Raw genomic sequence first — 12,524 nt, forward strand, 5'->3', positions numbered from 1 at the left:
GCCCTCGCGTTTGATCCGAACCCAGTGCCGACTGCTCAATTCGACCAGTGACGAATGGTGTTTTTGTTCTAAAAAGCGCTACATCGGGTGTGGCTCGTCCTTTACGGAGACTGCCATGCCGATGACCAGCTCTCGCGAGATCGCGCACCAAATCGACCGAATCGTGCAGTTCTATCATCCCCGCTGCATCGATACCCACTCGGGCTTCTATCACTACTTCACCGATGACGGGCAGACCTACAATCCATTGAGGCGCCACCTGCTCTCGAGTGCAGGCTTCGTCTCTCTTTACGCTGATGAAGCTCGACGCAGCGGTAGCGGTGAGGCGTTGGGCTGGACACGTCATGGACTTCGTTATCTGGCGTCTGCGCATTTCGAGACTCGCACTCGGGACTACGCCTGGATGTTGGATCACGGCGAGCCCGTCTCGAAGACGCATCGGGCCACTGGCCTGGCAGCCGTGCTGGGCGCCTACGCGGCGGCTGCGAAGGCAGGCATCGAGGAGGCCGTCGCGATGCTCAAGCTCGAGCTGAGTCGTCTGCAGACTCGCTACTTCGACGGCTCTCAATGCCTTTACGTCGACGAGACCGATGGCCTCGGGCAGTGGACGCTGCGACGCAGCGCGCGCACTCAGCACGACGTGCTCAAAGCGCTGATGGCTGCCTTCGAGGTGACGCGAGACCCGGCGTTGCTCGAACGGGCCTTGGCCGTGACGACGGTTGTCTGGCAGCGACTCGCGCCGGCCGGCGACGGTTGGTTATGGCCGCATTACGATGCCGAGTGGCATCCGGACTTCGAGTTTCATCGCGACGAGATCGATGACCGACTGCAGCCGTGGGGTTTTCAGATCGGCGAGCAGATGGCCTGGGCGCGTCTGCTCGCGACGCTGTTCTCGCATTTCCCTGGGAAAGGCTGGCTGCTGGAGTGCTCACAGCGGCTGTTCACCGAGTCGATGGCTGCAGGCTGGGACGCGCGAAACGGCGGCCTCATCCAGAGTGTCAATTTCGATCGTACGCCGCTCGTGCGTGACAAGCTCTCTTGGGTCCAGGCGGAGGGCCTGGCGGCGGCCGCGGAATTACAGGCATTGACGAATGAAGCCCGTTTCGGTCGCGCCCTCGATCGCTTGATGAGCACGGTCTGGCAACACTTCATCGATCATACGCACGGGGGGTGGTACGACCGCCTGACGCCAGACAATCGGCGCTACTCTCGCGAGAAGAGTCGGCCACCCAAGGTGGACCAGGCACCGCTGGAGGCGCTCTTCGCGCTCTCAGTACTGGCAGAGCGGCGGGAGTCAGGCGATACGCGAATCGCGCGTGTCTGAAGATCGATGATGAAAATACGTTAGCTTTCGCTGGTCATGTCGCCGTCCCTTGCATCATTTTCGAGCCGATGACGAAGATCAGTCCAGGCGGTGTAGGTGCTCAGGTAAACCTCGCCGGTAAGCTCGTCGAGCAGGTCGCTCTTTTTCAGGCGGTCCATGACCGGCCCCTTGATTTCGGCCAGGTGGAGTGTGACCTGGGAATCCTTGAGGCGTGCATTGATCGACTCCAGCGTCTCGACCGCCGAAGCATCGATCAGATTGATCGCTGACCCGATCAGGACCATGTGCTTCATCGACGGGCGGTCCGCGAGCAGCGCGTACACCGTGTCCTCGAGATAGCGCGCATTGGCAAAATAGAGACTCTCGTCGATACGCAGCAGCGCGATCTCCTTGTCGATCTCCGTTTCATGGCGACGCACGTTGCGGAAATGCTCGGTGCCCGGCAGCTTGCCGACCACGGCGGTATGCGGTCGACTGGTGCGATAGAGATAAAGCGCCAGAGAGACCGCGACACCGGCCATGACCCCCGCTTCGACCCCTTCGATGAACGTCAGCAGAATCGTGATCAACATCGCGGTGAAGTCGCTGCGCGAGTATTGCCAAGTCCGCCGCAGCGCGCTGATATCCACGAGTTTCATGGCGGAAACGATAATGGTGGCGGCGAGGGTGGCCAGGGGCAGGTAGGCGATCAACGACGTGAGAAACAGGATCACCAGCGCAACGCCGAGCGCCGCGAAAGCGCCAGCCGCCGGTGTGCGCGCGCCAGCATCGAAGTTGATGACCGTGCGGGAGAGACTACCGGATACGGGCATGCCCGAGGTCATGGCGGCGGCAATATTGGCGGCGCCTTGGCCGACGAGCTCCTGGTCCGGCGAAATGCGTTCGCGCCGCCGTGCGGCCAACATCTGCGCCAGCGATACCGACTCAATGAAACCCACGACGCTGATCAGGAACGCTGGTAGCAGTAGCTCTCGAAGTAGACCGGGATCGAACGAGGGAAGAGTGAGCGGAGGCAACTGCGCGGGAATGTCGCCGACTACGCTGACACCGCGTGCCGGTAGATTCAGCCACCAGGAGATGACGGTCGTGATGGCAACGGCCATTACGGGCCCCAGCCGGACGATGAAAGTGGCGGCGCCTGCAGGGCAGCCAAACCGTCGTAACGTGGGCGCGACACGCCGCATCAGCACGAGGAAGACAAGAGAGGCGATGCCAAGAATCAGCGTGGGCGGGTGAAGGGTATCCAGGCGGCCAACGAGCTGGGTCAACTGATCGATCAGGGTGAAGCCGGATCCGCCGATGCCCATCAATCCTGCGACCTGGCTCGCGGCGATCAGCACGCCAGAGGCGGTCAGCAGTCCCGAGATGACCGGGTGGCTGAGGAAGTTGGCGAAAAATCCCAGGCGTAGCAAGCCCATGACGGCGAGCATCAGCCCTGAAAGCATCGCCAATGTCACTGCGCCTTGGCTATAGGCGGGAGAGCCGGGTGCAAACAAAGGAGAAAGCGCCGCTGCTGTCATTAGCGCCACGATCGCCATCGGTCCGACGGAGAGGGTCCGACTGGTGCCGAAGATCGAATACGCGATTAGCGGCAGCATGCTGGCGTAGAGGCCCGCCGCCGCCGGTAACCCTGCCAGGATTGAATAGGCGAGTGCCTGGGGGATGATCATGAGCGTGACGATGATCGACGCCACAAGGTCTTCGCTCAGCAGGTGCCGATTGTAGTAGGGCAGCCAGGTCGCTATTGGGAAATAGCGCGCGAGTCGCGCGCGAAGATGAATCCGCTCACGCAACGCATCCTCGGATTCGCGCAGCTCTTCGCTCGGTTCTCCACTCATCGCCGGCTGATGCTCCCCAATTATTCATAAGCTTATCGTTTGCAGCCATAAATGTTGCGCGGGATTGGGGTAGGGTGCAAGCCGGTGTCAGCGCAGACGGAAGGATGGACCGTTCACGACAGGTCATCGCTACCGGGTGGTAACGGTCTCAGTGTGTAAAAACGGAAGAGAGCCAGAGGCTTCGTCGCCACTCTACTGATTAGCAGGTGCCGATCCTTAGATCGCCTCTGAGCGCGGCACCGGGCTCACAGCGTGCGGTGCTTGCTTGCAATGTGCCGGTGAACCTGGCGGTTGACGCAATATGAACCCGCTTTTCTACCACGATGTCGCCCGTTGCTTCCCCATGAAGCTCGAGATACGCGGCAGTGACCTGCGGGCCGGCGACGCCACTGTTTAAAAGCGTCAGTGGCTGGCCATCAACGACGACTCTGCCGTTGATACGCCCCGCGATATGTATCGCATCGCCGGTGGTGATATCACCCTGGATGCGCAAGCGCGGGCCCAGGTAAGTCGGAGACATGTCAGTCTGAGCGGGTTTCGAGTCCAGCGCCGCGGTGACAGGCGTTGGTACCACCGCGGTGCCTCCGGCTTCGCGCGGGCTCGAGAGGCGCTGAACGACGGCTCTTTGATCCTTGGGCGGATTGGTCGAATCGACTTGAGTGGGAGAAGGGTTATCCCGGATCTCCTTTTTCGGTAACGATCGGCGGTAGCCATCGATCAGCAGTATGCCGATCGCGACCAAACCGGCGAGAAGCCCCCAACTTGCGAGTCCCATTGCATCTCCTGCGAAGTGCAGTGACATTACACGTTCGGCTAAGTCGCGCCGCATGATGTTGCTATCGACTCTGTCTCGCTAATCTTGAGATCAGCGATGAGAGGACCGAACAGCGCATCAGCCCGGCCTGGTATCAAGATGCCCTAATAGCCGCCGATCAACAAAGGATAGTACCGCCCGAGGTAAGGGCGGGCTCGACACCTGCGAAAGCGAGAAGACATCATGTTCCAGAAAGCCCGAGGCGACGTTGCCACCGCGCCGGATGCCAGCGAGAGCCCAACCTCCAAGGGTAGCCATCCGAGCACGAAAGAGCGACTCACGGGGCCTTCGCGCATCGGTGCCGCGACCCTCGTCCGAGGTGAAGTGTCAGGCGAAGAAGATCTGTTTATCGAAGGGCAGGTGATCGGTGACATCACTATCCCCACGCATCTCATTAAGGTCGGCGCCGGCGGCAGCGTCGAAGGACAGGTAATCGGCGCGGAAATTACGATCGAAGGACGCATTGAAGGCAAGCTGATTGCGTCGCAGCGGATCACCTTGAAAGCCGGCGCGGTCGTGTACGGCGATTTACATTCGCCTAACTTGATGCTGGAGGAGGGTGCGATATTTCATGGAACCATCGATATGGATCCGGACCAGAAGACATTAAGTGATAGTTTTGCTAGTGACGTGCCTGAAAACATACCGTTCAATGTCGATAAATCTTCTCTCCCCACGTCTCGCGAGGGAGACTCTGAAGACAGCGCTTAGCGCATGTAGGCGGGTTAGCGGCGACGTGTTGTGGCTAAGTAACGGTGACGCCTAAAAAAATAGGTATTGCTTCGCGACGATGATCTTCTTTGTGCGGTTCGTTAATCGCAGTGTCGTTAATTTTCCCGAATCGCCGGTGCCTGTTCGAAACGACCCTCAAACCTAGCGCTTTCAGCCATAAACGGGTCGCAGGACCGGGGAAGTACGCAAGACGCAGGCGATCTCTACTTAGCGACGGCTACAATGAACCTGACTACCGTTTGACTCGGTTGCTTTGAATGCAATCATTCCTCTCGTTTCGTTGGTAGGGGCCATCGGTGCGGAAGCGGAGATTCATCCCGTTTTCGCCATGGCCCCGGCGTTCTGCAAGACAGCCATGTCTCGGTCGTCTATCAGGCCGTGTGATTCTGAAGTCGTGTCTGGAGCATCGATCGTGGTAGAGGCCGCCGACTCGCTATCGCGTTTCCTTCTACTCTTCTACTCTCGCGCATGACGATGCTGCCCGACGTTTCTTTTAAGATCGACTATCACGCATTCGTTGGCGTCAACGAGCGACTTGATCTTGCGGTGGGAGAAGGGGCGAGGTCTGCGGATGATGACGATTAGCGATTAATCATACCATTGAAAAACGGACTAGAAAGCGAGCATTGACTCATGAAAAGCCGCTATTGGTGTCTGTTCCCCCTCTGCAAATTCCGATGATCGCAAGCACTCCGCCGCTGCTGTCGAGAGCATGCGGCGGAGTGCTTGCAATCCGTTGGAATCAGGTTGAAAGCGGTACTACCTTTTTTTAAAGATATAGAAGTCCGCAAACGACGTGTTGTTGGGATCACTTGTCGCTGTCATGGGGTAGCGATTGGGAATAAATTTAAAAAGTGTCCAATCAGGGGCATGTTTTTCAATCCAGTCGGTAAACCTGCGTTTTTTTACATGCGCGTCTAATGTGTTTTTGTTCTCGTTGGCGGAGTATATGATGCAAAACCTTTCCGATGATGAAAGCAATCTCTCCATGTATTCATGGTAAATTTTTTCATCGATCAAGTGGTATATGACATCCAGTGACAAAGTGAGGTCAGCGGATAGAGGGTGTTGATCAAAATGGTCTAACGTCATGAAGCTCTTTGAGCTGTCAAGCTCAAATTTTTGCCTGCACTTTTCAACGGCTTTTGATGAAATGTCTACCCCGGTATAAGAGTCGTAACTAATGAGCGAAAGCTGGTTCCCGTCGCCACAGCCAAACTCGATGACATTGCCAACCTGGTTCTCTTTAACGAAGCCGTTGATGATCTCCGCCTTGAACATTGCTAAGCGCCCGTAGGAGCCTGCGCCAGAGTTTCCGCCACGCTGATAACGTTGTTCCCAATATTTTCCTACTGAAAAAGAGGGCGCATTGCCACCCTGTTTTTGGTGGAGCCATGGCATCCCGTAGAAGCCTATTAGCCGGCTAATATTTTTGTCATTTCTACCATTCGTAATATTTTCGACCCACAAGCTTGAGGCGTTGAGATTGGGCCATTCTATGATGTCGAATCCTTTTCCCGAACTCCTGACTTTACTGCTGTTGAGAGATGCCATCCAGTATAGCCATACATCATCGGTGCCCGGCGATAGCTCCATGAATTTGTCAATGTCAGTAACGTCAGGATGAAACACGCCCGGTGGGTATAAAACACCGCCACAGCCGGTCGGGAAAGTCAAACCATCGACTTCCTCGTCTTTACTGACTTCCCATTGCCACTGGCGGTAAGGTGAGGGTTTGCCGCGCTTATCAAGAATAATTTTGTGCGCCCGATGCGCGATAATTGACTTTCGGTCCCCATCCCAGGAGTCAAGGAGTGATTCAAGCCATTCGGGGGAGTAGTAAACGTCATCGTCAGCCGTCACGACAAAGCTGTCAGGTCGCTCTTTCAGCGTGGGGATGATTTTTTTATATGATCGAATATTCTCGCAAAAACGAATTTCTACCCCGTAATTTCTTAGCTCCCACACCCTTGTAGGGAGCTCTTCTTTCTCTTCTTCGGCTATCCAGAGAATCAAAGCGTCCGGCTTTACCTTCTGCAGCAATAGACTGCGTAAGGTCAGATGAAGATTTTCAAATCGCTTTGTGTACGACGTTAAGGACACCACCAGGTTGCCCGGCAGAGAATGACTGCTCTTGATTGCTGATAGCGGCGCTTTTTCTATTATATTCTTTAAATCATTGATGTCTTTAGCCGTGGTTTGGGAGCTTTTGTGGATCGACTTGGGCAAGTAGCTCTGGCCTTCGAGAAATGCTATTGCTTTCTCATGATTCACGTCGGCCAGCAGCTCGAATGCCATATCATGCGCGGCAAATACGGCGCTTAAAATGAAAGCTAGTTTTACCTTCTCTTTGTCTGCGAGTGTCGCCATACGTTCCTGGCTTGGCAAAAAGAGAATGTCGGCACTCTCTTGCTCGCTCGCACAGGGAGTGCGCTCGTTCAACTGATCGGGTAAATGGCTGTAATGTTTAATATTGTGAAAGCGATAAAACCGGAACCCGTTGCGGCTTGCCCAGTGCTGTAGTTCAGCCAGGCTGGGCTGCTTCTCGTGCGTTAATTGAAAGGGAATGCGGGCCTGAATTAGCAGGGTCTTTTCGAGGTACTTCTTGCCGTTTTCCAGAACGGCCATGGCATCGCTGAATTCGTCCAGAATCAACCAGTCGAGGCTTTCCAACCCCGTAATGCTATCCAGGGCGATCGAGTTGATCGGCAGCTCGGCGATTGCCTGGCTGCCAAGATGGTGGCGCTCAGGCAGCTTTTCCACCGGTAGCGGTTTGAGGGTACTGCTCATTTCTGGCGCAACGCAGGCGTGTAGCGTTGCCGGGCTTCCGTCGCCCAATAGGGCATGAGGAAAGACTTGAATAGTATCGCTGCCTTCGTACTGCTTGGGGTCCTTGACTTCGCTGGCCGGGTCAAAGGCGACGATACCGAACGCGCCTGTTTGGGCCATTTGCTCAGCCAGGCCAGTTTTGATCAGACTGGCTCGATTATCGAGGACGATGACTTTGCCCTTCAACTGCCATTTGAAGTCGTCGGTCAAGTGGAGGCGTGTGGCTGACGCTTCAGTTCGTGAGTCGTTACCCGCTTTGGATTGGATGAGGTGCTCCAGGGAGCGGTCAACTTTCAGCTCGGGTTTCATCGCACGGCTCGATAAGCGCTGTTGATGGCGCTTACGCTGCGATAGCGTGAAATCCTTATTGCCGGCTTTCCCACGAACGAGCGGGGTTAGGGCGTGCGTAAGACGCTCGGTGGCGCGGTCAATATGATGCTCCCGTTCCCCGATACTGAAAGCCTGGGCGACATACTTCTGATACAGCGTTGGGTCATCGAAGAAAGCCAGTACCGCGTCGAAAAGTGGCTGTAGCTCTTGCTCGCTAAGCAGGGGCTGGTAGGGCTCTTCGTAACATCTTTCAGGGAAATCAAAGGCGATACCTGCATCTCCGACCATCTCGGGCATGCCGCCGCGATTGGTGATGAGCGCCGGAATGCCGTTGAGCATGGCCTCTGCCAGTACTCGACCGGAGCTTTCCCACCACAGACTTGGCGCGATCAGCACACGGGCGCGGCTATAGGGCCCGCGCATGTCACTGGTATTGGCCGTGACAGTCACGTTACTTAGCGTACTCCGCTGTTTGCCCATTTTGTGCGTGGTTTCGCGAAGCACGGCAGCCCAGTCGGCGCGGGCTTCCACGACTTCCAGCTCGATCTCTGGTCGCTCGCACTCTAACCGCTCTGCAAGCTGGACAAAGATGCTGGCGCCTTTCTGCCAGCTGGGGTTAACGAAGAGCAGCCGTCGGCGCTCGTGGGTCTCAGCGACGAAGCTAGCAGGCGAAATGAATTTGCCTACGGGTTTGGAGGCAAACCCTACCTGTTTACGGTACATATCAGCGGTAGCCTGGCTGTCGCACAGGATCAAGTCCACGTCACGGCACCAGCGGGACGACTTGTAATTCCCATTCGCTAAATAGGCAACAGTGGCAATGCCTCGGTCTCGCGCTTCGTCGGCGATTAGCATATCCAGCGTCTGGCCGCCGTAAAACCAGATTACGTCCGGCTTGAAGGTATCTAACTCGTAGATGTACTGGCTATACCAGAGTCCCTCTTCATGGGTGGTGAAATGATTGCGGTTGTAGCTGTAGCTAACGACCAACTGATGGGTCAAGGGGCCATCTTCTGCTTCGATGAGCTGATGCTGATGACTGTCAAGATCCGGGAACAGTTCCTTAAGACGACCCGTGCCTTTCGGATTGTCGAAAACCGTCGCTCCTAGAATCCGAATTTCGTAACCGCTGGCCGCAAGCTGCATGAGCATTTGGCGCACACTCATGCTGGCGCCGCTGGATGTATCCATCAGGCAGAATGGGTTAGCCCATAGTAGCCGGGGCTTACGCTTATCAGTGGCAGAAACAGCATTCTTCTTGACCATGGGGCAACTCGCAGAAGGGTGGCAATGTGCCTAGTCTACTGCGGGCTTTTCTAATCCAAACTGGAGAATGCCCAGCGAATTCGCGAGGTATTCGCGGCATCGCATGTTGGAGGATGGTACTCGCGGTGGGGCAGAGGGGCGCAGGCCCGAGAGAAGTGGGCAGTAGGCGACTATCATAGGCCGCGTTGATGGCCTCAGTGTCCCGCCAAGGCAGGCCTTGCGAAACTAGCGTGCCATAATAGAAAACGGGGCCAATTGGCCCCGTAGGTCGTCTACGATGTTACTGGCTCTCTCACTATTAGCCCAGCAGCGAGAGTACCGACTGCGGCGTCTGGTTCGCCTGGGCCAGCATGGAGGTGCCTGCCTGCTGCAGAATGTTGGCGCGCGTCATATTCGACACTTCCTTCGCGTAGTCCGCATCCTCGATCCGTGAGCGGGCCTCGGAAAGGTTGGTCGAGGTAGTGGAGAGGTTGTCGATCACTGAATCGAAGCGATTCAACGTCGCACCCAACGTTGCCCGGCTGGTGTCCAGGGTCTTGACGGCGCTATCAACCGAGTCGATCAGGCTCTGGAAGTTAGAGTGGGCGCCGCTGCCGCCACTGGACGCGAACGTGGAACCCGACATGCCGCCGCCGGAAAGGCCGAGGCCACTGACGGTTGCGTCCAGCTTGGTGACTGCGATGACATCGTTATCGGTCGTGTTGGAGCCGATCTGGATGTTGAGTGTAGCGCCGCCACTATCGTTTAGCAGGTTAGTACCGTTGAAATTGTTGCTGCCGGCGACACGGTCGATTTCTGCGAGGCGCTCGTTGATCTCGGTCTCGATAGCCGCACGGTCTTCAGCGGTGTTGGTGTCGTTGGCGCCCTGAACGGCGAGCTCACGGATACGCTGCAGGTTGTCGTTGACCTGGTCCAAGCCACCTTCCATGGTCTGGACGAGCGAGATGCCGTCACTGGCATTACGGCTCGCCTGGTCCATCCCCTTGATCTGGGCCGACATCTTGTTGGCGATCGCCTGACCGGCTGCGTCGTCCTTGGCGCTGTTGATGCGCAACCCGGATGAGAGACGTTCCTGAGCCTGAGCCAGCATGCTCTGCGACTTGTTCAGGTTGTTCTGGCCGATCATGGAAGTGATGTTGGTGTTGATAACGGACATGAAAATGATCCTCGGTGTTTATTGGCCTGGGAAAAGGGGGCCGGGTCAGCGGCGCTCAGTCGCCGTTAGTATTATTAACGGCCGTCTTGGTCGATTCTGTAGCTGCCGGTCGCTCTATATTTGTGACACTTTGTGTTCGCCAGAACTGAGAACGGGGCCTGGTGGCCCCGTCTTTGACGTCACTGGCGGTAGCGCTAGTCGCGATTAGCCGAGCAGAGACAGGACAGACTGTGGCGTCTGGTTCGCCTGTGCCAGCATGGAGGTACCGGCCTGCTGCAGGATGTTGGCGCGCGTCATGTTAGAGACTTCCTTCGCGTAATCGGCGTCCTCGATGCGTGAGCGGGCCTCGGAGAGGTTAGTCGTCGTTGTTGCGAGGTTGTCGATCACTGAGTCGAAGCGGTTAAGCGTCGCGCCCAGCGTTGCGCGGTTGGTATCCAGTGTCTTGACAGAGCCGTCGACTGCGTCGATCAAATTCTGAAAATCGCCGTGTGTGAGGGCGCCGGAGGCACCGGTGCCTGTCAGCACGCTCGAACCAGAGACCACGGTCAGGGAGCCATTTGAACCGCTGACCAGGCCGAGGTCGCCGTTGGTTGTCGCATCAACGGTTTTGACGTCGATGACGTCTTCAGTTTCGGTGTTGGAGCCTATTTGAATGCTCAAACTGCCGCTGGAATTCAGTAGGTCAGTACCGTTGAAATTATTGCTACCTGCGACGCGGTCGATCTCGGCGAGGCGCTCATCGATCTCAGTTTTGATCGCTGCGCGATCTTCTGCCGTGTTGGTATCGTTAGCGCCCTGAACCGCCAGCTCCCGGATACGCTGCAGGTTGTCGTTGACCTGGTCCAGGCCACCTTCCATGGTCTGGACGAGCGAGATGCCGTCGCTGGCGTTACGGCTTGCCTGATCCATCCCCTTGATCTGGGCCGTCATCTTGTTGGCGATCGCCTGGCCTGCAGCGTCGTCCTTGGCACTGTTGATACGCAGGCCGGAAGAGAGACGTTCCTGAGCCTGAGCCAGCATGCTCTGCGACTTGTTCAGGTTGTTCTGGCCAATCATGGAGGTGATGTTGGTATTGATCACGGACATGGAAATGATCCTCAATATTTATTGGCCTGGAAAAGGGCCGGTTCAACGGCGTCAGTTGCCGGTATTTCAATTAACGGCCTGGCTTTTCGGTTCTTTAGCGTGATCTTGACGTTCTTGCGCCTACGCTCGGTCGCCAGAACGTAAAACGGGGCCCTTCGGCCCCGTTTTCGGTTTGATCTTTGCGGCTTCTGGCCTAGAGATTAGCCCAGCAGAGACAGAACGGACTGCGGCGTCTGGTTGGCCTGCGCCAGCATGGAGGTGCCGGCCTGCTGCAGAATATTGGCACGGGTCATGTTGGAGACCTCTTTGGCGTAGTCCGCATCTTCTATCCGCGAACGCGCTTCAGAGAGGTTGGTCGAGGTGGTGGACAGGTTATCGATTACCGAGTCAAAACGGTTGAGCGTGGCACCCAAGGTAGCGCGGTTGGTATCCAGCTTTTCCGTAGAGGCATCGATGCCATCGATGAGGTTCTGGAACTCGGTGTGAGTCGCGCCACCTGAAGCATCGGCGACAATGAACTCACCGCCCGCTACCGCTGCGGCAGTACCACCCGACGTTGCAGCTTCCAGGCCGAGGCCAGAAACCGTCGAGTCTACGGTATCGACGGTGATGACATCCTCGGACTCGGTGTTGGAGCCGATCTGGATGCTCAGGCTGCCGCTGGCGTTGAGTAGTTCGGTGCCGTTGAAGTTGTTGCTACCTGCCACTCGATCAATCTCTGCCAGGCGCTCATTGATCTCAGTCGTGATTGCTGCACGGTCTTCGGCGGTGTTGGTGTCGTTAGCGCCTTGAACTGCCAGCTCACGGATACGCTGGAGGTTATCGTTGACCTGGTCCAGACCACCTTCCATGGTCTGCACGAGCGAGATGCCGTCGCTGGCGTTACGGCTCGCCTGATCCATCCCCTTGATCTGGGCCGTCATTTTGTTGGCGATCGCCTGGCCGGCGGCGTCGTCTTTGGCGCTGTTGATGCGCAGCCCGGAAGACAGGCGCTCCTGAGCTTGAGCCAGCATGCTCTGCGACTTGTTCAGGTTGTTCTGGCCGATCATGGAGGTGATGTTGGTATTGATAACGGACATGGAACTGTTCCTCAGTAAGGATCTGGCCTAGATGGCCGGCTAGGCGGCGCTTTCATCGCCGGTACTATTA

At 56.8% G+C, this 12,524-nt stretch carries 8 protein-coding genes; 2 read left to right on the forward strand and 6 right to left on the reverse strand.

Annotated features, from left to right (window positions below; all coding sequences use genetic code 11):
- Positions 1-115: 115 nt before the first annotated feature.
- Positions 116-1,324 (forward strand): AGE family epimerase/isomerase, encoded by a 1,209-nt coding sequence (locus DOM41_RS12775; RefSeq protein ID WP_157956933.1) that lies wholly within the window; start codon positions 116-118, stop codon positions 1,322-1,324.
- 20 nt (positions 1,325-1,344) lie between these two features.
- Here DOM41_RS12775 and DOM41_RS12780 read toward each other — a convergent pair whose 3' ends face one another.
- On the reverse strand, positions 1,345-3,162 hold the full coding sequence (locus tag DOM41_RS12780) for a SulP family inorganic anion transporter (protein ID WP_110687245.1): 1,818 nt from the start codon (positions 3,160-3,162) through the stop codon (positions 1,345-1,347).
- Between the two features lie 199 nt (positions 3,163-3,361).
- Entirely contained in the window at positions 3,362-3,937 is a 576-nt protein-coding gene (locus tag DOM41_RS12785; RefSeq protein ID WP_157956934.1) for a bactofilin family protein, read from the reverse strand.
- A gap of 222 nt (positions 3,938-4,159) precedes the next feature.
- Between DOM41_RS12785 and DOM41_RS12790 the strand changes: the two genes are divergently transcribed.
- A complete protein-coding gene (locus DOM41_RS12790) occupies positions 4,160-4,687 on the forward strand; it encodes a bactofilin family protein (RefSeq protein WP_110687247.1) in 528 nt (175 codons plus the stop codon).
- Positions 4,688-5,467: 780 nt separating this feature from the next.
- On the opposite strand, the gene DOM41_RS12795 is transcribed toward DOM41_RS12790, so the two are convergent.
- The 4 genes from DOM41_RS12795 to DOM41_RS12810 all read right to left on the reverse strand — a co-directional run bounded on the left by DOM41_RS12795 (position 5,468) and on the right by DOM41_RS12810 (position 12,454).
- Complete coding sequence (locus DOM41_RS12795; RefSeq protein ID WP_110687248.1) at positions 5,468-9,133, reverse strand: glycosyltransferase; 3,666 nt, start codon at positions 9,131-9,133, stop codon at positions 5,468-5,470.
- Between the two features lie 298 nt (positions 9,134-9,431).
- Entirely contained in the window at positions 9,432-10,289 is an 858-nt protein-coding gene (locus DOM41_RS12800) for a flagellin N-terminal helical domain-containing protein (RefSeq protein ID WP_110687249.1), read from the reverse strand.
- Between the two features lie 204 nt (positions 10,290-10,493).
- The gene (locus DOM41_RS12805; RefSeq protein ID WP_110687250.1) at positions 10,494-11,375 is read right to left on the reverse strand and encodes a flagellin N-terminal helical domain-containing protein; all 882 of its coding nucleotides are present in this window, start codon (positions 11,373-11,375) and stop codon (positions 10,494-10,496) included.
- Between the two features lie 200 nt (positions 11,376-11,575).
- On the reverse strand, positions 11,576-12,454 hold the full coding sequence (locus DOM41_RS12810) for a flagellin N-terminal helical domain-containing protein (protein ID WP_110687251.1): 879 nt from the start codon (positions 12,452-12,454) through the stop codon (positions 11,576-11,578).
- Positions 12,455-12,524 lie beyond the last annotated feature (70 nt).

Origin of the sequence: Salinicola aestuarinus, assembly GCF_003206645.1 — a bacterium.
Lineage (GTDB): Bacteria > Pseudomonadota > Gammaproteobacteria > Pseudomonadales > Halomonadaceae > Salinicola > Salinicola aestuarinus.

Coding starts and splice junctions, on each gene's coding strand:
- DOM41_RS12805 (WP_110687250.1), bottom strand. CDS start 11,375: ATGTCCGTGATCAATACCAACATCACCTCCATGATTGGCCAGAACAAC.
- DOM41_RS12780 (WP_110687245.1), bottom strand. CDS start 3,162: ATGAGTGGAGAACCGAGCGAAGAGCTGCGCGAATCCGAGGATGCGTTG.
- DOM41_RS12800 (WP_110687249.1), bottom strand. CDS start 10,289: ATGTCCGTTATCAACACCAACATCACTTCCATGATCGGCCAGAACAAC.
- DOM41_RS12775 (WP_157956933.1), top strand. CDS start 116: ATGCCGATGACCAGCTCTCGCGAGATCGCGCACCAAATCGACCGAATC.
- DOM41_RS12790 (WP_110687247.1), top strand. CDS start 4,160: ATGTTCCAGAAAGCCCGAGGCGACGTTGCCACCGCGCCGGATGCCAGC.
- DOM41_RS12795 (WP_110687248.1), bottom strand. CDS start 9,133: ATGGTCAAGAAGAATGCTGTTTCTGCCACTGATAAGCGTAAGCCCCGG.
- DOM41_RS12785 (WP_157956934.1), bottom strand. CDS start 3,937: ATGGGACTCGCAAGTTGGGGGCTTCTCGCCGGTTTGGTCGCGATCGGC.
- DOM41_RS12810 (WP_110687251.1), bottom strand. CDS start 12,454: ATGTCCGTTATCAATACCAACATCACCTCCATGATCGGCCAGAACAAC.